The following is a 23,711-nucleotide window of genomic DNA, read 5'->3' on the forward strand; positions in this document are numbered from 1 at the left end:
CTGAAATGCAGGCCCATATCAAATTGCGATAAACCAAAGTCCAATAGACCCGGCCACTGACGAGGGCGCACGATTCAGCCAGAGTCATGCAAACGCCCTCACTCGGCCAAGCACGCTACGCTTCGGGCCTCGGTCATACTGTCGGCGATGATGTCCTCATCTCCGAGCGGATCGAATGCGGCGCCGACCCCGGACATTGCTTCGAACTGGCCGGGCCGCGGGAACTCATCTTTTTCAATCCCAAGGAAACGCGCGCCGGCATCGTCACTTGTGGCGGCCTTTGTCCCGGCCTGAACAATGTGATCCGCTCGCTGTTCTGCGAACTGCACTACGGCTATGGCATCGCGGAAGTCATCGGATTCCGCGGCGGCTACGCAGGGTTGGATCCCGCTTCCGGGATCAACCCTGTAACGATTACCCCGGAATTCGTCGAGGGCATCCATCGCCAAGGCGGCACCATCCTCGGAACGTCGCGTGGACCCGTGGACGTCAGCCGCGCCGTCGACAACCTGATCGCGCGTGGGATCCATATCCTGTTCACCGTGGGCGGCGATGGCACCCAGCGCGGAGCGAATGATCTCTATCAGGAAGCCCGCCGCCGCGGCCACCTGCTGTCGGTCGTCGGCGTGCCAAAGACCATCGACAACGACGTCGCCTTCGTCTCGCGCACCTTCGGCTTCTTCAGTGCCGTGGAAGAAGCGGCACGGGTGCTGGACTGCGCACACACCGAAGCCCGCAGCACTCTCGGCGGCATCGGCTTGGTAAAATTGATGGGCCGCCACGCCGGCTTCATCACCGCCGGTGCCACGGTCGCGAGCCAGGATGTGAACTTCGCGCTGATTCCGGAAGTCCCCTTCAAACTCGAAGCCTTCCTCTCCGCGCTCGAACAGCGAATGCGTACCAAGTCCCACGCCGTGATCGCGGTGGCCGAGGGCGCAGGCCAAGACCTCCTCGAGGCCGATGCCTCGGCACGCGACGCCTCCGGTAACGTGAAGCTCAAGGACATCGGCATCTTCCTCCGCGGCCACATTGAAGCCCACATGAAGACCGCCGGATTGCCAGTGGCGATCCGCTACTTCGATCCCAGCTACCAAGTCCGCAGCTGCCCGGCGAATTGCGAGGACTCGCTGCTCTGCGACCTCTTCGCGCGGAATGCCGTCCACGCGGCCATGGCTGGCAAGACCGGCGTCGTGATCGGCTTCCTCCACGAGCGTTTCATCCACGTCCCCATCGAGCTGCTGGCCAGCCAGGTGAAGCGTCTCGACCCCGCCGGTGGCTGGTGGCGCTCGGTGCTCTCCTCGACGGGCCAGCCGGCGAATTTCTCCTAAGCCCATCCCATGAAGGCCCTCCTCTCGGAAATCCGGCGCAATCCGCTGCTGTGGCTTCTGGTCTGCGTGCCTGTGGTCTTTGCCGCTCATTCGATGAAGCCGGAAGCGCATACGCTGCACTTCCTCCTGTCGCTCGGCGCCATCGTTCCTCTCGCGGCGCTGCTCAGCCACGCGACCGAATCGGTAACTTCGAAAACCGGTGACGCCGTGGGCGGACTGCTCAATGCCACGCTCGGGAACTTGACCGAGCTGGTCATCGCACTCGCAGCCCTCCGCGCGGGCGAATACCTGCTGGTTAAGGCTTCGGTCGCCGGCGCGATCGTCGCCAATACACTCTTCATGCTCGGAGCATCCTTCCTGCTCGGTGGCTTGAAGCACCACACGCAGGAATACAACCGCGTCAGCGCCCGCCTTCAGGCCGGGTTGCTATTCTTGGCCACCATCGCATTGCTGGTGCCATCGGCCATCGTCGAGGCGGACGCAGGCGCAGGCACCGCTGCGGCGGCCTTCAGCCAGAAATTGAGCGTCGGCCTGTCGATCCTCCTGATCGGTGCCTACGCGCTTGGCATGTTGTTCTCGCTGAAAACCCATCGCGAATTCTTCGGCACCGCCAGTCACGGTGACGGTGATGGCGAGGAACCATGGCCGATCGGCCTCGCGCTGGGAACCCTGGCGGTAGTCACGATCTTCGTCGCCTTGGTCAGCGAGGTCTTCGTCGAGTCCGTGCAGGAAGCGGCCAAGACCTTCGGCATGACCCCGGCATTCGTGGGCTTCATCGTCGTCGCCTTGGTCGGCGGCGCGGCAGAAATGGCCTCGGCCTTTTCCGGCGCTCGGAAAAACCGGCTCGATCTCAGTGTGGGCATCGCTCTCGGCAGTGCCTCGCAGATCGCCCTCTTCGTGGCTCCGGTGCTGGTGCTGCTGAGCTACATCATCGGGCCCACGCCGATGAGCCTGCAATTCTGGCCCGGTGCGGTGGTCATGATGCTAATTGCTACCCTCACCGCCTCACTCGCGACGAATAGCGGACGCTCGGCGTGGTTCGTCGGAGTATTGGTGCTAATGGTATACCTGATCTTCGCCATGACCCTCTACCTGCTGCCACCGGCCAACGCCTGAAGCGCTCCCACCCACCATGATCCGCACCGTTGTTTTCGACGCCAAGCCCTACGACCGCGAGCCCCTGCACCATGCATCCGCGGGCATGGACATCGACTGGCGCTTCATGGACTGCCGGCTCACGGCCGAGACGTCCGCCGCAGCCACCGGCGCACAAGCGGTCTGCATCTTCGTGAACGACCACGCCGACCGTCCGTGCCTCGAAGCACTGAAGGCACTCGGCGTGAAACACATCGCCTTGCGCTGTGCCGGCTTCAATGGCGTGGATCTCGTCGCCGCCAGGGACCTCGGTCTCTCAGTGACCCGCGTGCCGGCCTATTCACCCCACGCTGTCGCCGAGCACGCAGTGGCCCTATTGCTCGCGCTCAACCGCAAGATCCCGCGCGCGAACAACCGCGTGCACGATCTCAACTTCTCGCTCAATGGCCTCGTCGGCTTCGACCTGCACGGCAAGACAGCCGGCATCGTCGGCACCGGCAAGATCGGCCGCATCACCGCACAGATCCTCCGTGGCTTCGGCATGCGCGTGCTGGCCTACGATCCCTACCCTTCGCCTGACTGGGCCGTCGAGCATGGCATCGAGTATTCCGATCCTCGGACTTTGGCGACGGAGTCCGAGGTGATCTCGCTGCACACGCCTCTGACCCCGGAAACGCACCACATCATCCGCAAGGAGACGCTGGAGCTGATGAAGCCCGGCACCATCCTGATCAATGTGAGCCGCGGTGCCCTGATCGACACACGCGCCTTGATCGAGGCATTGAAGGCGGGACGCCTCGGCGGCGTCGCGCTCGATGTCTATGAGGAAGAGGAGGGCGTCTTCTTCGAGGACCTCTCCGGCCAGATCCTCCAGGACGATGACCTCGCCCGCCTGCTGACTTTCCCGAATGTCCTGATCACCGCACACCAGGCCTTTCTAACAAAGGAAGCACTGTCGGAAATCGCGCGCGTCACTGTGGCCAATCTCACCGCCGGTGCCGAAGGGCGGCCCTTCCTGCCGGAGACCGCCTTGGTCGATCTTTCATCGCCATGAGCGTGCAACGGTCAGCACCCGCAGTTGCTCCGGTGTGGCCGGGCCGGCCATCGCCGCTCGGAGCAACATTCGATGGCAAGGGCGTGAATTTCGCGCTGTTCTCCGATCATGCAACCAAGGTCGAGCTATGCTTGTTCGACTCCGCCGATGCACAGGTCGAGTCACGTCGGATCATGCTGCCGGAAAAGTCCGACCAAGTATGGCACGGCTATGTGCCCGGCGTGCAGCCCGGCCAGATCTACGGCTACCGCGTCCACGGCCCCCATGATCCTGAACGAGGGCATCTCTTCCAGCCAGCCAAGGTGCTGCTCGACCCCTACGCCAAGTCGATCGCCCGCGATGTACGATGGACACCGGAGATCCTCGACGCGGACGGCGATACCGCCGCCTGCGCTCCCCTCGCCCGCGTCATCGACACATCCTTCGCGTGGCCCGATGACCCACCACTCCGCACACCATGGCACCAGACCGTGGTCTATGAGCTGCACGTGAAGGGATTCACCAAGCAGCACCCGGACATCCCGGAGCCCCTGCGCGGCACCTATGCCGGCCTCGCGTCACCCGCAGCGACTTCCTATCTGAAGGCGCTCGGCATCACTGCGGTGGAACTCCTGCCCGTCCACTACCACGTCGACGAACCGCATCTGGTGAAATCCGGCCGGACGAATTATTGGGGCTACAATACCCTCGGTTACTTCGCACCCGACCCGCGCTATGCCGCCAGCGGCCCGGATGGCGCCGTGGCCGAGTTCCAAGAAATGGTCCGCTCACTTCACGCCGCAGGCATCGAGGTGATCCTCGACGTCGTCTATAACCACACGGCCGAAGGCGATCACCACGGACCGATGCTCTCATTCCGCGGCATCGACAATGCCGCCTATTATCGGCTGAAGGACGACCGCACGCGCTACCTCGATTTCACCGGCTGCGGAAATTCACTGAACGTCGCCCACCCGCGCACGCTTCAGCTCATCATGGACTCACTGCGCCACTGGGTACTGGAGATGCATGTCGATGGCTTCCGCTTCGATCTCGCCAGTGCCTTGGCGCGCGAGCTGTGGGAAGTCGATCGCCTCGGTGCCTTCTTCGACATCATTCACCAGGACCCGGTGCTCTCGCAGGTCAAACTCATCGCCGAGCCATGGGACCTCGGGCCGAATGGCTATCAGGTCGGAAATTTCCCCGTGCTGTGGAGCGAGTGGAATGGCAAGTATCGCGACTGCGTTCGGCGCTTCTGGACCGGCCGCGGCGGCTCGGTCGGCGAGTTCGCCACCCGCCTTGCCGGCAGCAGCGATCTCTACGCGCACAATGGCCGCCGACCGCATGCCAGCCTGAACTTCATCACCGCCCACGACGGCTTCACGCTCCGCGACCTGGTCAGCTACGATCATAAGCACAACGAGGCCAACGGCGAAGACAACCGCGACGGCAACAACCAGAACGACAGCTGGAACTGCGGCACCGAAGGCCCCACCGACGACCCCGAAATCAACACCCTCCGCCAACGCCAGCAACGGAACCTGCTTGCCACCCTGATCCTCTCGCAGGGGGTGCCGATGCTACTCGCCGGCGACGAATTCGGCCGCATTCAGCAGGGCAACAACAACCCCTACTGCCAGGACTCGTCACTGGTGTGGCTTGATTGGAAGCACAGCCCCTCCCAACTCGAATTGCTCGCCTTCACCAGGAGGCTGCTGCAACTCCGCCGCGAGCAACCGGTCTTCCGTCGTCGCCGCTTCTTCCTCGGCCGCGCGATTCACGGCGAAGAGATCAAGGACCTCCACTGGCTCAAGCCCGATGGCCACGAGATGACCGATCATGACTGGCACGCCGGTCATGCCCACTGCCTTTGCATGGCGCTACCCGGCGACCAGATCGAGGAAACCGGTGAACAGGGAGATCGCATCACCGGCGACACCTTTGCCATCCTCTTCAATGCTCATGATGAGGAAGTGCCGTTCCAACTGGGAGAACGCGACCGCAAGGTCGAGTGGCAAGTCGAGTTCGACACCGCCGACCCGGAGGCAATCGGCCGACGTATCGCCCATCTCGCCACCTATCCCCTCCACGGCCGTTCCCTGGTCCTGCTGCGGGCCATGCCGTCCGCTCCGTGAAAGGAGCGGCTTCCATCAAACCACCCATCTGCCATGAAAGGAATCCCCATCTCCGACTCGATTCGCACCGGCATCGGCGCGGATGACTTGCGACAGGCGTTCCTCGACAATCTCGTCTGCGCCCTCGGACGTCTGCCCGCCTACTCGACGAGGCATGACCACTACCTCGCCCTTGCCATGACGGTCCGCGACCACGTCATGCGCCGCGGCGTCCGCTGCTTCGAGAAGGGCGACAATCTCTTGGTACGACGCGTGGCGTACTTCTCTGCCGAGTTCTTGCCCGGCCCCCACCTCGGTAATCATCTGCTGAACCTCGGACTGACCGAGTCCATCCGCAAAATGCTCGATGGCCTCGGCATCAATCTCGATGACTTGCTAGCTGAGGAGGAGGAACCCGGGCTCGGAAATGGCGGCCTCGGGCGCTTGGCGTCGTGCTATCTCGACTCGCTCGCCACCGTGGGAGTGCAATCGGTGGGCTACGGCATCCGCTACGAGTTCGGCATCTTCGATCAGACGATCCGCGATGGCTGGCAGATCCAGGGCACCGACAAGTGGCTGCATGGCGGCAATCCATGGGAAGTCCACCGGCCGGGAGCCGTGCAGGACGTGATGTTCGGCGGCCACACCGAGCCATGGCAGGACGAGAGTGACAGCCCCCGGAAGCGCTGGGTGCCGTCCATCGTGATCCGTGGCGAAGCCTACGACACGCCGATCTCCGGCTACGACTCGGACACCTGTGCCTTGATGCGACTGTGGAAAGCCGAAGCCGTTGAGTCCTTCGACTTCTCCGCCTTCAACCACGGCGACTACGACCGGGCCGTCGAACAAAAGGTCGCCTCGGAAAACCTCAGCAAAGTGCTCTACCCGAATGACGAGCTTCACCGCGGCAAGGAGCTGCGGCTAAAGCAGCAGTACTTTTTCACCTGCTGCGCACTTCAGGACATGCTGCGCATCTTGTCGCTGCGCGGAGCCCCGCCGGAGAGCTTCCACAGCAACTGGGCAGTCCAGCTCAATGACACCCACCCGGCCATCGCCGTCGCGGAACTCATGCGCCTGCTGGTCGATCAGCACGGACTCGGGTGGGATGTCGCCTGGAAAGTCACACGCAGCACCTTCTCCTATACCAATCACACCCTGCTTCCCGAAGCCTTGGAGCGCTGGCCGGTCGACATGATCGGCGGCCTGCTACCGCGCCACCTGGAAATCATCTACGAGATCAATGCCCGCTTCCTCGATGAAGTGCGCGCCGCCTTTCCCGGCGACGATGAGCGGCTCGCCCGCCTCTCCCTGATCGATGAAAGCGGACCTCGCTACGTCCGCATGGCAAACCTCGCCTGCGTCGGGAGCCAGACCGTGAACGGCGTCGCGGAACTTCACTCGAAACTCCTGCGGCAAACGGTCCTAGCCGACTTTGCCGCGCTATGGCCCGAAAAGTTCACCAACGTGACCAATGGCGTCACCCCCCGCCGCTTCGTGGCCCTCGCCAACCCCGGCCTCGGCAAGCTGCTCGCCAAGGTGGCCGGCAAAAACTGGCCCGGCGATCTCGAAAAGCTGCACAAGCTCGAACCTCACGCCGAAGACCCCGCCTTTCGTCAGGAATGGCGCGAGGTGAAGCTCTCTAACAAACGCCACTTGGCATCCTTGATCGCCGAACGCACCGGCATCGAGGTCGATCCAACCTCCCTCTTCGACGTCCAAGTGAAGCGCATCCATGAATACAAGCGCCAGCACCTCAACCTGCTCCACGTGCTGACGCTCTACCTGCGCCTCAAGAAAGATCCGAAAGCAGAAGTTCCCGCCCGCACCTTCATCTTCGGAGGCAAGGCCGCACCCGGCTACTTCCTCGCCAAGCGCATCATCCGTCTCGCCACCGCTGCCGGCGAACTCATCAACCACGACCGTGACATCGCCGGCCGCATTAAGGTGGTCTTCTTTCCCGATTTCAATGTCCGCAACGGCCAGTCCATCTATCCCGCGGTCGATCTCTCGGAGCAGATCTCACTCGCGGGCATGGAAGCATCCGGCACCGGCAACATGAAGATGTCTCTCAACGGGGCACTGACGATCGGCACGCTGGATGGAGCTAATGTCGAAATCCGTGAGGCAGTGGGGGAGGAAAACTTCTTCCTCTTCGGGCTCAATGCCGCCGAGGTCCCCGCGCTCAAGCACGGTGGCTACCGGCCCCGTGATCGCTACGAGTCGGATCCTCTCCTGCGGGAAGTCATCGACTTCCTCACCAGCGGAGCACTCGGCGAAGACCGGGATCTCTTCCAACCGCTAGTGGACAACCTCCTCTACCACGATCCCTACCTGCTGCTGGCCGACTACCGCGGCTACTTGAATGCCCAGCAGCGCGTCAGCGAACTGTGGATGGATCCCGAGGCATGGACCCGCGCCTCCATCCTCAATACCGCCCGCATGGGTCGCTTTTCCTCCGACCGCTCGATCCGCGACTACTGCCAGCGGGTCTGGAAGGTGAACGTCAAGAAGCTGAAAAAATGAACGGTGACTTCCTCCGCTCCCGGGTTCCGCTCTTCGAAGGATTTGAAGAAGCGCGTCTGAACGAAATTGCCGTAGGTTCACGGATCGAGTCCTTCGCTCCCGGCGAAGCGGTGACCTACGCAGGCGAAGTCGTGCACTCGCTGGGAGTCGTCCTCGAAGGCGAACTCTCGGCATCGGTCACCGGCGACGATGGATCGCCGCGAGCGCTCGGACATCTTGGTGCCGGTGAAACCTTTGGCGAGATGGCACTGATGAGCGGAGAAGCTGCCCTCGCGGATCTAACAGCCACCACGTCCGTCAAAGTGATGGAAGTGCCGCTCGGCCTGTTTCAATCGCACGTGATGGCAGAGCCACGGGCGGTGCAGCACATTTCGCGGACCATCGGCGAGCGCTTCCGCATGGTGATGTCGGACCCGGCGAAAGCCGCCGCCGTGATGCGCAAGGATGACGTCGACGGACTTCTCGCCCTCAAGGGCGAACGGCCCCAGCGCATCCTCGTGCTGAATTGCGGATCGTCGTCATTAAAATGGAGCCTCTTCGACACCGGCCAGCCGGGCAACGACGTCCAAGGCCACATTGAACGCATCGGCGACAATGGCACCCGGCTGGTCCAGCATGGCCCGCGCTGTGAAGTGACCCGCAACCTGCCAAAGGGCGGCCACGTCGAAGCCTTCTCCGCGATGATGGAAGCCCTCCTGGATCGCGGCACCGGAGTCATCCCTGAGGCGGCAGCGATCGACGTGATCGGTCATCGCGTTGTTCACGGCGGCGAGAAGTTCACCGGCGCGGTCGTCATTGATGAAGGCGTGTTGGCAGCGTTGGATGCCTTGGCTCCGCTCGCACCACTGCACAATCCCCGCAATACCGCGTGCATCCGCGAGTCACTCCGAGCCTTCCCCACCGCCCCTCAGGTCGCCGTCTTCGATACTGCCTTCCACTCCACTCTTCCACCGCACGCCTACCTCTACGGGCTACCATACGACTACTACAAGACCAAGGGCATCCGGCGCTTCGGCTTCCACGGCTCCTCGCACGGCCACGTGGCACTCGCCGCCGCTCAGTATTTGAAGCGGCGGCCACGTGAACTGAAAATCGTCAGCTGCCATCTCGGCAATGGCGCATCGCTCTGTGCCATCGATCACGGTCGTTCGATCGATACCACCATGGGCTTCACGCCCTGCGAAGGCCTGATCATGGGCACCCGCTGCGGTGACCTCGATCCCGGCGTGGCCGCCTATCTGGAACGCACCGATGGCATTACCGCCGGACAACTGGATGAAGTGCTGAACCGCAAGAGCGGCCTACTCGGGATCTCCGGCGTCTCCAGCGACATGCGCGAGATCGAAGCCGCTGCCGAAGCGGGGGACGCCCGCGCGCTGATCGCCTTCAAGACATTCTGCTACCGGGTGCGAAAGTCCATCGGCGCGGCCGTCGCGGCGCTCGGCGGAATCGATGCACTCGTCTTCACCGCAGGCATCGGTCAGGGCAGCGCCGGAGTTCGCGGAGCAGCGGTCCAAGGTTTGCAGTGCATGGGCATCCAGCTCGATGAGGAACTCAACCGCTCCGTCAATGGCAAAGAGTCCTCCCGCATCTCCCCGGACGGATCACAGGTTGCCGTGCTCGTCTTGCCCACCGACGAGGAGCGCATGATCGCGCGTGAAACCCTGCGCGCCATCGAACGCGATCACCTCGTCCGCGTCAGCGAAGCATGCCGCACGCAGCCCGTGCCCATCGAGGTATCCGCTCACCACATCCACCTGACACAAGAGCACGTCGAATCCTTGTTCGGACCCGGCCACCAGCTCACCTGGCACGCTGACCTTTCTCAGCCCGGACAATACGCGTGCAAAGAGCAACTCGCCATCGTCGGTCCGAAGGGCCGGATCGACCGCGTCCGGGTGTTAGGTCCCGTGCGCAAGGCAACGCAGGTCGAGATTGCGATGACCGAACAATTCAAGCTCGGCATCCACCCACCGATCCGCGAGTCCGGCGATATCAAGGGCTCGCCGGGCTGCACCCTCGAAGGGCCCGTCGGCAGCGTAACCCTCGAACGCGGCGTGATTTGCGCCATGCGCCACATCCACATGACCCCGGCCGATGCCCTCCGTTACGGCCTGCGCGACAAGGCAACTGTGCGCATACGGGTCGCAGGTGACCGGGAGGTGATTTTCGGCGACGTGCGGATACGGGTCGACCCGAACTTTGCACTGGCGATGCACATTGACACGGATGAGGCAAATGCCGCGAACCTGGGAAATGGCGCACAAGGCTTCATTGACGGCATCCAGGATGACTGACATGTTCAAGAGTCTAACAAACCCATGAAAGAGCTTGTGTTCGACGACTTCGCCACCGCGGCGGGCTGGCAGGCCTTCGCCTCGGGAGAAGCCGAAATGAAGATCACCGTGGAAGCCGGCGCGCTGCGACTGGACTTCGATTTCCACGGCGGCGGTGGCTTCGTGGTTGCGCGGAAGGAATTCCGCAGGACCATGCCCGTCGACTATGCCTTCGCCTTCCGGGTGCGCGGCTCGGCGCCGAAAAACAAGTTCGAGTTCAAGCTGGCCGACCCGTCGAACCGGAATGTCTGGCGCTGGCAAGAGGACGAGTTCGATTTCCGTGAAGCTCCACGCGAATTGAATCTTCACGGCAGCCGCATCGACTTCGCGTGGGGACCGGCTGGTGGCGGTCGGATTGAAAAACTCGGTGCGATCGAATTCGTCCTGAGCGCCGGTCCGGGCGGCAAGGGCACCGTCTGGATCGACCACTTTCGCTTTCAGGATCGCACCAACCGCCGGAAGCCACGCGTCACCACTTCAAGTTCGGCAGCGGGATCGAACGCCGCCGGCTTGCTATCGGCACGTCCGAAATGTGAATGGCGGAGCGAACCCTCAGACCAGCAACCATGGCTGGCCGTCGATTTCCATGAACCGCGCGAGGTTGGAGGCCTGATCATCGATTGGTTGCCCCGCCCCGCAACTCGTGCCTTCGCCGTGGAGGCCTCGGACGATGGCAAGGAATGGCGAGTCCTTCACCGCGTCACGGACGCCCGCGGCGTTCGCAGCTTCATCCACCTCCCGGTGACCCATTCGCGGTTCCTACGCCTATCCTTTGTGATGCCGCCGCCCGGTTTGAAACGCATCGCGATCCAGTCGTTCACGTTCTCGAAAACGTTGATCGATACTTTCCACTCGATCGCCGCGCTCAGCCAGCGCGGCTACTACCCTCGCTATCTGACCCGCGAGCAAAGCTACTGGACCTGCGCCGGCAGCCCCGAGGGCCTCACCTGCGCGCTGATCAATGAGGAAGGCATGGTCGAGCCGGACAAGGGCAGCTTCTCGCTCGAGCCCTTCCTGCATTTGGAAAATGAACTCATCACTTGGGCAGACGCGCGGCGCTCGGTGGACATGGAGCCGGATGGCTTGCCGATTCCCTCGGCATTCTGGTCGCTGCCGGGCCTGAAGCTCCAGACCACCGCCTTCGCCACCGGCAAAGGCGCGGATTGCGTTCTCTTCGTCCGCTATCGTGTGACGAACTCCTCAGCGAAAAGCCGGCGCGTGAAGCTGTTCGTGGCGATGCGCCCCTTCCAAGTGAACCCGCCATGGCAGGAATGGAATCAACTCGGCGGCGTCAGCAAGATCACCCACGTCAAGCGCACCGGCAATGCCGTCTGGGTGAATGGCGACAAGCCAGTGATCCCGCTCAGCGCGCCGTCATCCTTCGGCTGCGCCTCCTTCGAACAAGGGTCCGTTAGCGAACATCTCGCCGCAGGCACGTTGCCCGAACAACAGGAAGTCCAAGACGACTTCGGTTTTGCATCGGCAGCACTCGGCTTCGAAATGAAGCTCGCGGCAGGCACTTCGCGTGAAGTCTTCGTGGCGGTGCCCTTTGGTCGCGCGACCAGTGCCGACAAAGTCGCACAAATCGCCGGCCTCAACGGTGCCGTCCAGTTCTCCGAGGCGCAGCGCGCCTTGGCTAGCCGTGTCGATCACGTTGAATTCCGCATGCCGGGCGGCAATGCCCGCGACGCCGCCGAAACCTTCAAGACCGCCGCCGGGCAAATCCTCATCAACCGCGACGGCCCTGCGTTCCAGCCCGGCCCGCGTCGCTACACCCGCTCGTGGATTCGCGATGGCGTCATCATGGGTGCAGCGCTACTCCGCACCGGCGAAACCGCCGCCCTAACAGAATTCATCAAGTGGTATGCGCCCTTCCAACGGCCGTCGGGCTTCGTGCCCTGCTGCGTTGACCGCAATGGACCCGACTGGCTCGTAGAGCACGATAGCCATGGCCAGCTCGTCTACGGCGTGCGCGAGTGCTTTCGCTTCACTCACGACCTGGCCTTCTTGCAGGAGATGTGGCCACACGTGAAGAAAGCCGCGCGCTTCATCGAGCGCCTGCGCGCCCGCCGGCTGACACCGGAGTATCAGGCGCCGGAAAAGCGTGACCGCTATGGTCTGCTTCCGGAGTCGGCTAGCCACGAAGGCTATCTCGCCCACCCGGTACATTCCTATTGGGATGACTTCTGGGCGCTGCGCGGACTGCTCGATGCCGCGGCCATCGCAAACCTCCTCGGCAAGCGTAAGGACGCGACCGACTTCACGGTTCTCGCCGGTTCACTGCGCGAAACGCTTCGAGCCTCGATCGTCATGGTTATCGCGGAACGCAAGCTGAACTACATTCCGGGTTCCGTGGAATGGGCGGACTTCGATCCGACTGCGACCTCGAATGCCATCGCCCTGCTGCAAGCCGCCGATTTCCTGCCGCGCGAACAGCTCGATGCCATGTACGATCTCTTTGTCCACGACTTCCGCCGCAAGCATCGCGGCGAAATGGATTGGAACAACTACACCGCCTACGAGATCCGCATCGTCGGCGCGCTCGTCCGCCTTGGAAAGCGCGCGGAAGCGAATGAATTGTTAGACCACTTCCTCGCCGACCGCCGTCCGCTGCGCTGGAACCAATGGCCCGAGATCTCGTGGCGCGATCCCCGCAGCCCCGGTCACCTCGGCGATGTGCCCCACACGTGGATCTCCGCCGAATACATGCTGGCCTTCGCGAGCCTCTTCGCCTGGGAGCGCGAGAGCGATGACTCGCTGGTCATCGCCTCCGGAATCTCTCCCCATTGGCTGGCCAATCCACGCGGGCTCGCGGTGAAAGGCCTGCACACGTGGCATGGCACCCTTGATCTCACATTGAAGCTCGACCACGAACTGGTGATCGAGCTCTCCGGAAATGTCCGTCCCCCACCGGGCGGCTTCGTCCTGCGCCCCCCCTGCCCTGCCCCGATCCGCTCGGTCACTTCGAATGGCCGCAAGCTCACCGGTTTCGCGCCGGACGAGATCACCATCCACGACTTCCCGGCCACCATCGTCATCGGCTTCTCCAAATCACGCACACCTTCACGCAGCCGCGCTCTCAACGGCGTCTGATCCCTCTTCCCGCACTCCTCGCAGTATGAAACCGGACCCCTTGCTTCCCGCGCCGCACGCACGCCTGCTGTCCAACGGCCGCTACTACACCTTCATCACCGCCGCCGGCACCGGACAATCGCGGCGGTATGGCCACGTGGTCAATCGCTGGCACGGCGATCCCGTCGAGGATGCACAGGGGCAATTCATCTATCTGCGGGACCTCGACACCGGCACGCTGTGGTCCGCCGCCATGCAGCCCGTGAAATGCGGCAGCACCAGCTACCAATCCTCCGACCTGCCCGGCTCCTTCAGGATCACCAGCGAGGCAAATGGCATCCGCTCCCAACTCGACATCGCTGTCTCACCGACGGACGACATCGAAGTGCGACGCCTGCAATTGACGAACCTGACCAAGCGGCCGCGACGGATCGAGGTGACGAGCTTCCTCGAAGCCGTGTTGACTTGGCAAGGCGCGGACATCGGCCATCCGGCCTTCTCGAAGCTCTTCGTTCAGACCTCCCGCGAGGGCGGAACGCTCTTCGCCGAACGCCGGCCCCGTGGAGCCGATGAGACCTGGCCCTGCCTCTTCCACTCTCTAACCGGAGCGGTGGCACAATCCTGGGAGACCGACCGGCTGCGCTTCCTCGGTCGCGGGCGAACCGCCGCAGAACCACTGGCCTTGGAGTCCGAGGTGCTATCCGGCTCGGTCGGCAATGTGCTCGATCCCTGCCTGAGCCTGCGAACGGTCGTCGAGCTTGGAGCGGAAGCAGAGGTGGTCCTTGGCTTTGTCACGGGCATCGCCGAGGACAAGGGGAAGGCTGCGGCATGGTCTGCAAAGTATGGCGAGATCAACCCCATCGACCACGTCCTGAATGAAGCGGTCGAAGCCGAGGAGAACCTGCGCCTGGAACACGGGCTCGATGACAATGCCGCCTCCAAGTTCCAGTCGCTCGCCGCGGCGATGCACTATGGACATCGTAGTTTGGTGCCGCCTCCTCGAAACTTGGACGTATCCACGGTGCCACCGATCCCGCGCGACCGACCGACGATGGTCCTCTGCGACGGTTGGTCCGCCGCCTCCACCCAGGAAGCGATCAAGGCCCGGCGCTACTGGGGAACCAAGGGCTTCTATACGAATTTCGCGGTGCTCGATGACTCAGCCAAGACACCTGAGGGCCAAGATGACCGGGTCTTCACGCTTTCGCCGAAGGCACTTGGCGAGGACGGCACCTCGCTGCTCTTCGCCATCGCCACGCTGGTCGTGAAGGGCGCGGTGCCCGATCTCACCAACAACCACGCCCCCGGCGCACCACCGGAAATCGCCGGAGTTGAGTGTAGCGAGAGCGACGTCAGCAAAGAAGAACTACACTTTTTCAATGGCTACGGTGGCTTCAGTGCCGACGGTAGCGAGTATGTCATCCGCCTCCCTCGCGACGGCAAGCGCCCCCCGATGCCATGGATCAATGTGGTGGCCAACGAGCAAGCTGGCTTCATTGTCAGCGAAAATGGCGCAGGCTGCACATGGGCTCGCAATAGCCAGGCAAACCGCCTGACCCCTTGGTCGAATGAGCCCGCGAACGATCCGCATGGCGAGGCATTCTATCTCCGCGATGAAACGACCGGCGTGGTATGGTCGCCGTTACCGGGACCAGTGCCAGCGGCTTGCGATCATGAAGTCCGGCACGGCTTGGGATCGACGCGCTTTCGTTCGGCTTGCCAAGACCTCGAGCAAGACTCGGTGATGTTCGTGCCACGCCATGATCCGGTGAAAATCGTGATCGTGCGTCTGGTGAATCGCTCGAACGAGACCAAGAAGCTTTCGTTCACAGCCTACCAGCGCCTGATCATGGGCAACCTGCCGGAGTCGCCGAGCCTGATCGTCACTCGTCAGGAGGGCGATGGAACCTTGCGCGCTCAGAATCTGGCCGCCGGAGAGTTCCGCGGCGGGATCGCTTTCACGGCCATGAGTCTTCATGGTGCGAAAGCCGGGGCTTCGACGTTCAGCTGCGATCGCTTCACCTTCCTCGGTCGTCACGGCACACCTGCGAATCCGGCGGCCTTGCGGACCGCGGGCGAGCTCGATGGCGCCGTCGGCGCGGGACTCGATCCGTGTTTCGTCCAGCAGTCATCCTTCGAACTCGCACCGGGTGCCACTGCCGAATGCATCGTGCTCTTCGGCGAGGCAATGTCGGAGTCCACCGCCAGCGAGATCATCGAACGCTTCGCCGACCTCGCGGCGGTAAGATCGGCGTTGGAGGAGATTCAGGAATTCTGGAAGTCGCTCGTAGGCACCATGAAAGTCACCACGCCATCACCGGTGATGAACTTGATGGTGAACGCCTGGCTTCCCTATCAGACATTGTGCTGCCGGATGTGGGCTCGCTCCGCCTTCTACCAATCCAGCGGTGCCTTCGGGTATCGCGATCAGCTTCAGGACTCCGGCTCGCTGCTGCCGCTTGATCCGTCGTTCGCGCGACGCCAGATCCTGTTGCACGCCTTACAACAATTCAAGGAAGGCGACGTGCTTCACTGGTGGCACGCGGAGCCGATCGGCCGCGGCCTCCGCACCCGCTTCTCGGATGACCTGCTATGGCTGCCCTTCCTGACCTGCGACTACGTGCGCGCCACCGGCGACAAGGCGATTCTCGATGAACGGCTTCCGTATCTCAAGGCGGCCCTGTTGCCCGAGGGCCACGACGAGAACTACCTCACCCCGGAGCCGGCGGGCGAAGATGGCACGCTCTACGACCACTGCTGCCGCACCATTGAGCGATCATTGGTCACCGGTGCACACGGTTTGCCCCTCATGGGAACCGGCGATTGGAACGACGGCATGAGCCGCGTCGGCCGCGAGGGCAAGGGCGAGAGCGTGTGGGTCGGTTTCTTCCTGTATCGCATTCTCGGAGCCTTCATTCCGGTCTGCGAAGACCGCGGGGATACCGAACGCGCTACTCGCTACGAGGAACATCGTGGCAAGCTGCTCGCCGCGCTGAACGACGGCGGCTGGGACGGCGAGTGGTATCGCCGCGCTTATTACGACAATGGCGCACCGCTCGGATCCAAGAAAAGCGACGAGTGCAAGATCGATACGCTCGCACAATCGTGGGCAATCCTTTCCAAGGCCGCGCCACAGGACCGAGCCGATCTCGCCATGGAAGCGATGGAGCGCGAACTCGTCTCCGAAAAGGAAGGCCTAATCCGCCTGCTCACGCCACCGTTCATCAACACGCCGAATGACCCCGGCTACATCAAGGGCTACGTGGCCGGCGTTCGCGAAAACGGCGGCCAATACACCCACGCCGCCTGCTGGGCAGTCCAGTCGGTCGCCGTCCATGGCGAAAACAACAGGGCCCTGCGCCTATGGGAAATGCTCGCCCCGGTCAGCCACTCACTCACGCAGGAAGCCGCGGACGTCTACAAGGTTGAGCCCTATGCTGTGGCGGCCGACGTTTATGGTGCCCCGCCACACATCGGCCGCGGCGGCTGGACCTGGTACACCGGTTCCTGCGGCTGGATGTATCGGGTGGCCATCGAGTCGATCCTTGGCCTGAGGATCGAGGATGGCGCGACGCTGACGCTCAAGCCATGCATTCCGGATGATTGGCCCGAGTTCCAGATCGAAGGCCGTCTCGCCGATGGCTCGGCACAATACCGGGTCACGGTGGTGAATCCCGAGGGATTCGCGAAACAGATCCGATCCGCAACTCTCGATGGCGTGGCCGTCGAGGTAGTGGATGGCATTGCCAAAATCCCCCTGCCCCGGAACGGAGCCGAGCACGAAGTCCGGATCACGATGGGCTAAGCGGCGGCGTCCCGGCCTTCCGTTCGCGCAAGGCCGGGATCGCGCCTAACAGAACACCCACCACCGCGAGCACGATCACTCCCCAATCGCCGATGATTGCGTAAAGCGTGGTCGGCGGATTCTTCGGGATATCCAGCTCCGTGAGCAGGTGCCCGCGCGTAAAGGTGCTGCCACTCGGATCGCGAAGCTCCTGAAGCTTGCCGCCATCCGGATGCACGGTACTACCCGTGGCGGTGATCGCCGCACTGACACCGGTATTGGCACAGCGGATCATCGGACGGCGAAGCTCGATCGCCCGGAAGCGTGCGTTCGCAAAATGCTGTGCCGCCCCTGCGCTCTCCTTGAACCAGCCGTCATTGGTGACATTGACGATCACCTGCGGACCTCCCCGAACGAACTTCCGCAGCAAACGCGGCACGGTGTCTTCGAAGCAAACCGAAGGAATCACGCCCACCGTTTCCCCACGAATCCCCACCGGTAGAGGATCGAGGCTTTCCCCCATGCTGAAGGCACCGCCATACTTCACTCCCGACTGCTGCTCATAGATCTTCGCCAGGAAGGGCAGCTTGTCGACGAACGGGATGTATTCCCCGAAGATGACCAGGTGATGCTTGCGGAAGGTCTGCAGCTCCTTCTCCGGATTCTGCGCTGGGATCACGGCCAGCGAATTCCAGACTCGGGCGTCGCTCTTCATCACGAATTCGTCGCCTTCGCGATCAGCCTCCATCTCGTTCAAGCCGAGCATCAGCGTGAAATCGTCTCCACCCTCGCGGATACGATCGAGCGTGGTGTAGTTATCCTGCCCCATCGCCCACTCACCATTGTCGGTGCGAAGGAGGCGGCCGGTCAGCGCGGTCTCCGGCCACAGCACCCAGTCAGGTTTCGTGGGAAGTTTCCCTTGGGGATTGATGGGGTGAACCGCTTCACCATCGACAACCCCGAGCGCCTCAAGCGTCTCGTCCTCGTAGCCGAGGTGGATGTCGGTGGCACTCCACAGCTGGTGCGCCGCTTCTTGCGGAATATTGAGCTGCACCAGCAGGGCATTCAGCCGGATCGAGTCGACCTTCAGCGCGGAGATCATCCGCCACATGCCATACCCGTAGGAACCAACCATCACGAGGACCACACTGCCGAGCGCGATGCGCCGCCGCATGCCCATGCCATCTGCCTGAAACCGGGGAACCCGGCGCACGAATACCTGCAACAGCACGCCCTGCACAAACACCGGCAGGATCGACAAACCGATCGCTCCTAACAGATCCGCGCTTTGGGCAAAGATCAGCGTCTGATGAAAACCAGTGCCAAGCGTGTTCCAGCCGAAGCCAGTGAACAGCCAACTGCGCAACCACTCGAGACCCGTCCATACCAACGCACAGGCCAAGGCATGGCGTGGCACGTGAAACAGCCCCCTCTCCTCACCCCGCCAAGGATTCCCCCAAGTCGCGGCAAACAGCGCCCATACCGCCGGAAACAGCGCGAGATAAACCGACAGCGCCACCCAACCGACATCACTGACGGAGCGCAACCACGCCAGATTCGGCAGGAAAAACGCCAGCCCTGTTAGAAGGCCGAGCCCGAAGGCGTTGCGCTTCCGTCTCCGCTCACCCAGCGACCACAGTGCGAACAATATCGGCAGCAGGACGATCCAGATGATCTGGCTGAGCCCATACGGCGGGAACAGCGCAGCAATGCCAAAGCCGCTGGCCACGGCGGCCAGCGGGCGGAGAAACAGAAGCTTCTTCATGCAGCGTCAGATCAGGCCATGCGGCTCTTCGCATCCGCTTCGATGGCCGACCACAGGGTATCGAGAGACGCACCTACCTTGGCCTTGGAAGCTGCGAGATCATCGGACGGACCCGCCTTGCCGAAGAGGTAGAACTTGATCTTCGGCTCGGTCCCGGACGGGCGCACCGCGAAGGATCGGCCATCGGCGAGATCGACAAAGAGCATCTTCTCCTTCGGCAGCGCATCGCCCTCGGCGTCGAAGAGATCCTGCATCGCGAAGTCCCGGATCTTCGCCACCGCCGAACCATCCACCTCGGTCGGCGGATTCTTCGAATACGAGGTGGCAAGCGCCGCGATCTTGGCAGCCCCATCGGCACCCTCCATCACCAGCGATTTGCCTCGCTCCTCGTGGTAGCCGAACTCACGGAAAATATCGTCCAGCACGTCGGCCAGCGTCTTTCCCACCGACTTTGCATAGGCCGCCACTTCGGCGAACATCACCGCGGCCCCATTGCCATCCTTGTCGCGCACGAAGTCACAGCCGAGGTAGCCGTAGCTTTCCTCACCGCCGAAGAGGAAGAAGCGCGAGTATTCGAGGCGAAGATTCCGAGTGGTCGTTTCATCCAGCGAGCGATAGTCGCCTTTCTTATCGACAGGAATCGCGTCCTCATACTTCCGCAGCTTCTCCGCGATGTATTTGAAACCGGTCAGCGTATCGACCACGCCGATGCCATAGTGGTGCGCGATCTCGCTCTGCAACTCGGTGGTGACAAAAGTCTTCACGAAAATCGCTCGTGCACGCGTCGTGTCGTTCAACCAACCGATCTCAAACGCCGTCTTCGCGCGATACCATGCCATCAGCGAGCCAATCTGGTTGCCAGTAAGCAGGCGCATCTTGCCTGCGGAATCGCGCACCACCACGCCCATCCGATCATTGTCCGGATCAGTACCGATCACGATCTCAGCACCTTCCTTTTCTGCGAGATCGACACCCATTTTGAGCGCCGGCGCGTTCTCGGGATTCGGCGACTCCACGGTCGGGAATCGGCCATCCTGCACATCCTGCTCTGGCACGGTGATCACCTCGAAGCCGAGCTCGCGGAGCATCGGCACGATGATCACGCCGCCGACGCCGTGGAGGTTCGTGTAAACCACACGGGTCTTGGCACCCTCCAACAGCTTCGGCTGCATCAGCAGAGACTTCAGGCGATCCATGTAGCGACGGTCCATCTCCGCACCCAGCGTGGTGACCGTGCCATGTTCGGCGGCGGGCAATGGCTCATAGATCTCACTCTCGAGCGCATTCACCTCGGCGATGATCGCGGAAGCATGCGGCTCCACAATCTGCGCGCCGTCGTTGAAGTACGCCTTGAAGCCATTGTCGTGCGACGGGTTGTGGCTCGCGGTAAGCACCACGCCCGCATCCGCGCGCAGTTCGCGGATCGTGAAGGAAAGCTGCGGCGTCGCCCGACCGGACTCGTAGAGGAAAGCATCGCAGCCCAGCTCCGTGCTCACCTTGGCGCAGAACTCGGCGAAATCGCGCGAGAAGTGGCGGGTGTCGTGCGCGAAGACCAGCTTGGGCTTCCGCGACGGACCCACGTGGCGCTTGGCGTAGGCAATCAGGCCACGAACCGCGCGCGAAACGTTGAAGAAATTCATCGTCGCGGTGCCGAAGCACGGGTGCTCCGGGCGATCGTTCGGGCCGCCCTTCCCCTGCTCCGCGGTGGTGACCACCTTGCCGATGGTGCGGCCTCGCAGGCCGCCGGTGCCGAAGGCGAGGGTCTTGAAGAAGCGGTCATTCAGCTCTTCCCACTGCCCGGCATTGGCCAGCTCGGTGATGGCGGCTTCCGCCAACGGAGAGGCCGAGCCGCGCAGCAGCAGGTCGATATTCTTGCGCGAGCTTTCGAGGAGCTGGCCGGAGGCGAGGGCTTGGTCGAGAAGGGAGGCGAGGACGCTCATTTCGCGCTGGATGCTAGCGCCCCCTTGCTCCATGGCAATGCCTCCCATGCGACATCTGCTCGAAGCCGCGCTCGCCCGCCGTGCCCCGCTGCGCCGGTCAGGAACCGATGCGTGGCGCCTGATCGATGGCGAGGGCGACGACCTGCCGGGCTTGGAACTGGAGGATTACGCCGGAAAATGGCTCCTCTCCACCCGCGACCGCCAGCCCCCCGCCGCCCTCGTGGAGTGGCTGAAATCCAAGGGCCACCCGACCTACTGGAAGCGGCTGGACCAGCAGCAAAAGGAGTCGCCCGCCCACCTCTGCGGACCAGCTCGGGAGGAGCCATTTTCGATCCACGAAAGCGGGCTGGCCTTCGAAATCTCGTTCCAGTCCGGCTACTCACAGGGAATCTTCCTCGACCAGCGCGACAATCGCGCCGAATTGAGGTCCCGCCTCTCCTCCGGCCAGACCCTCCTCAATACCTTCGCCTACACCGGCGCCTTCTCGGTCTTCGCCGCCGCAGCCGGGGCTACCGCCACCACCCTCGATCTCGCCCAGCCCTATCTCGACTGGGCAAAGCGGAACTTCGAACTCAACGGCTTCGATCCCGCCGCGCACTTCTTCTGCAAGGGCGATACCTTCCACTGGCTCGCCCGCTTCGCAAAACAGGGCCGCACCTTCGATGGCATCGTTCTCGATCCACCGACCTTCTCCCGTGACAAGGACGGCAACGTCTTCCGCGTGGAAAAGGACTACGGCCGCCTCGCCGAACTCGCCTTCGCCTGCCTCGCGCCGGGCGGCTTCCTGCTCGCCTCCACCAACTGCCGGACGCTCTCCTCGCGGGCCTTCGAAGCCCAACTCCGCGGAGCCTCACGCCGACCGGTGAAGATCCGCCACAATGAGATGCCCGCCGACTTCACGGCCGCCCCCTATCTAAAGAGCACTTGGGTCGAAACGTGAACACCCGTCCCGGCCAATAGACCGAGACGGGTGTTCTTGCCTCCCTGAAAAATCCGTTCGCTTATTGGCCTTCTTCCAGCGGCTGGAAGCGCGGAGCCATCCGCAGGCGCAGGCCTTGGCCCTTGAAATCCATGTCGATATTCAGGTTATCGATGCGTTCGCGGACGTCCTTCGGCACCGCTTCGCGGTCCTGCGGAGTGTCATAGGGACCCTGCCACTCGACCTTGCCGTTCTTGCCCAGCACGCGGACCTGTTTGCCGCCGTTCTCGGACATGACTTCCACGCCACTGCCGTCGGCGTTGAGCATGCGGATGGTGCCGGAGCTCTTCAGGTTGATGCCGCCTTGGCCTTGCGGAGCCGCCTGCTGTTCCATGCCCTGCATCATCTGTTCCATGCGCTTGCGCATCGCGTCGCCGAACATCCGTCCTGGCAAGGCATCGGCTTCCTTGTCCAAATCTTCAAAGGCTCTCAGGTTCTGCTGGATCGCATCCTGGATACGCTGAGCTTGGTCCTGGGGCATGCCATCGAGCATCAGTCGCTCAAGCGGCTTCAGCTCATTGCCGGCGATAGCCCTCGCTTGGGCAGGCGCTACGGCCAGGGCGATCTTGGCCGTCTTGGCCTCGCCCTGATGGATGAAATCAACGTCGACCTCGTCACCCGGCTTCATCGAGGAAACAGTCTGCGCCAATGCCTCTTGGGAACCGACCGCGTTGCCATTCACCTTCGTGATCACGTCGTTCTGGACGAGACCTGCCTTGGCGGCCGGACCAGCGGGATCCAGGGCCCGCACGACCACGCCGTGACCGGGCTGAAGTTTAAGATGTTCGCTGAGCAATTCCGGCACTTGGGATCCTCCGACACCGAGATAAGCACGGTTGGCGGCAGGAGCCGGCGCAGGTGCGACTTCCACTTCCGGTTCATCCTGCGGAATCACCCGCTGTCGGGCTTGTTCCACTTCCTGCGGGGCTGCCGCTTCCTCAGGCGAAGCCTGTGGCGGGATTGGTGCTGGGGTGCTCGGCGGCTCGATGGCCAATGCGGAAGACGCCACTCCCAGCAGCGTTGCGAATCCGTATGCGAGGTGAGATTTCATGTTGTATCGTCTTAACATACTAGAAGCGTAGTAGTTCGCTTCTTTTGTCTCGCCAAATCAGTCGATTTTCTCTGGAACCAGCAGCCATTCAACGCGCGGGCGTTCCATCTCGACGGTCTTTCCGTCGTCGCCGACATACTTGACCTTGTCCATGTAGATAAGCCTGACGCGGCGCATCGGCTTCCCGTCGCGGGTCCAGGAGAGACCCTCGTCCTGGGCTTCCTTCACTTGGCTGCCCACCGAGGCATCGACCAAACGAGGATCGTGCACCGACGTCACCGGAGTGCCACCATCACTCTTGCCGGTGCCAGCAACAGGCCCCGCGGTTCCAGTCCGCGGACCGTCCATCATTAGCGCGCTGAAGGCACCCAGCACGGCCACGGCCGCAGCGGCTGCCAGCCATGGGCGGCGAGCCGGAACCTTCTCGACCTGCTTCGTCTTCCCCGGGAAAAGCACGACCTTCTCATCCACCGGGAACGGCACGCGGGCGACGGTTTCCAAAAGGCGTTCCTGAACTCCATCCATCAGCGCGCTCGGGGTCAGCTTGCCCAGCTCGCGCTCGATGCTCAGGTCCGCGACAGGCATGCGGCGCTCCATGGCCGCCAGCAGGCGGTCCATGCACGCGGCATCCGGCATGACCGGGCGCATCCCCTTCAGCGTGGCTTCGAGTTCATGGAAGTCTTCGTCCATC

The 23,711-nt window shown here is 62.8% G+C and carries 13 protein-coding genes; 9 read left to right on the top strand and 4 right to left on the bottom strand.

The features are described 5' to 3' along the window. Positions 1-86 precede the first annotated feature (86 nt). From WKV53_RS08190 to WKV53_RS08225, 8 genes are read left to right on the top strand one after another with little or no spacing between them, the layout of a single operon-like run. Complete coding sequence (locus WKV53_RS08190; RefSeq protein ID WP_341404078.1) at positions 87-1,328, top strand: ATP-dependent 6-phosphofructokinase; 1,242 nt, start codon at positions 87-89, stop codon at positions 1,326-1,328. Between the two features lie 9 nt (positions 1,329-1,337). Further along, on the top strand, positions 1,338-2,444 hold the full coding sequence (gene cax, locus WKV53_RS08195; RefSeq protein WP_341404079.1) for a calcium/proton exchanger: 1,107 nt from the start codon (positions 1,338-1,340) through the stop codon (positions 2,442-2,444). 19 nt (positions 2,445-2,463) lie between these two features. Continuing rightward, a complete protein-coding gene (locus WKV53_RS08200; RefSeq protein ID WP_345789647.1) occupies positions 2,464-3,477 on the top strand; it encodes a 2-hydroxyacid dehydrogenase in 1,014 nt (337 codons plus the stop codon). Continuing rightward, positions 3,474-5,591 (top strand): glycogen debranching protein GlgX, encoded by a 2,118-nt coding sequence (glgX, locus tag WKV53_RS08205; protein WP_341404081.1) that lies wholly within the window; start codon positions 3,474-3,476, stop codon positions 5,589-5,591. Before WKV53_RS08200 ends, glgX begins: the two co-directional genes overlap by 4 nt. Positions 5,592-5,624: 33 nt before the next feature. Beyond that, entirely contained in the window at positions 5,625-8,093 is a 2,469-nt protein-coding gene (locus tag WKV53_RS08210) for a glycogen/starch/alpha-glucan phosphorylase (RefSeq protein WP_341404082.1), read from the top strand. Further along, complete coding sequence (locus WKV53_RS08215) at positions 8,090-10,390, top strand: acetate/propionate family kinase (protein ID WP_341404083.1); 2,301 nt, start codon at positions 8,090-8,092, stop codon at positions 10,388-10,390. The genes WKV53_RS08210 and WKV53_RS08215 overlap by 4 nt, the downstream gene beginning before the upstream one ends. A 24-nt stretch (positions 10,391-10,414) precedes the next feature. Further along, positions 10,415-13,522 (top strand): discoidin domain-containing protein, encoded by a 3,108-nt coding sequence (locus WKV53_RS08220; protein ID WP_341404084.1) that lies wholly within the window; start codon positions 10,415-10,417, stop codon positions 13,520-13,522. A gap of 25 nt (positions 13,523-13,547) precedes the next feature. Then, entirely contained in the window at positions 13,548-17,306 is a 3,759-nt protein-coding gene (locus WKV53_RS08225; protein WP_341404085.1) for a GH36-type glycosyl hydrolase domain-containing protein, read from the top strand. Here WKV53_RS08225 and lnt read toward each other — a convergent pair. Further along, positions 17,293-19,050: an apolipoprotein N-acyltransferase gene (lnt, locus tag WKV53_RS08230; protein ID WP_341404086.1), complete on the bottom strand. Its 1,758-nt coding sequence runs from the start codon at positions 19,048-19,050 to the stop codon at positions 17,293-17,295. The two genes, WKV53_RS08225 and lnt, sit on opposite strands and share 14 nt — an antisense overlap. A gap of 11 nt (positions 19,051-19,061) precedes the next feature. Beyond that, positions 19,062-20,990 (bottom strand): phospho-sugar mutase, encoded by a 1,929-nt coding sequence (locus tag WKV53_RS08235; protein ID WP_341404087.1) that lies wholly within the window; start codon positions 20,988-20,990, stop codon positions 19,062-19,064. Positions 20,991-21,036: 46 nt separating this feature from the next. Between WKV53_RS08235 and WKV53_RS08240 the strand changes: the two genes are divergently transcribed. Continuing rightward, positions 21,037-21,930, top strand: a complete 894-nt coding sequence (locus WKV53_RS08240; protein ID WP_341404088.1) for a class I SAM-dependent rRNA methyltransferase — start codon at positions 21,037-21,039, stop codon at positions 21,928-21,930. Between the two features lie 61 nt (positions 21,931-21,991). Here WKV53_RS08240 and WKV53_RS08245 read toward each other — a convergent pair whose 3' ends face one another. Both WKV53_RS08245 and WKV53_RS08250 read right to left on the bottom strand, forming a co-directional pair. Continuing rightward, entirely contained in the window at positions 21,992-23,020 is a 1,029-nt protein-coding gene (locus tag WKV53_RS08245) for a S1C family serine protease (RefSeq protein WP_341404089.1), read from the bottom strand. A 57-nt stretch (positions 23,021-23,077) separates the two neighbouring features. Further along, positions 23,078-23,710 carry a hypothetical protein gene (locus tag WKV53_RS08250; protein WP_341404090.1) on the bottom strand — a complete coding sequence of 211 codons (633 nt, stop codon included), beginning with the start codon at positions 23,708-23,710 and terminating at the stop codon, positions 23,078-23,080. Position 23,711 lies beyond the last annotated feature (1 nt).

Source organism: Luteolibacter sp. Y139 (assembly GCF_038066715.1).
Lineage (GTDB): Bacteria > Verrucomicrobiota > Verrucomicrobiia > Verrucomicrobiales > Akkermansiaceae > Haloferula > Haloferula soli.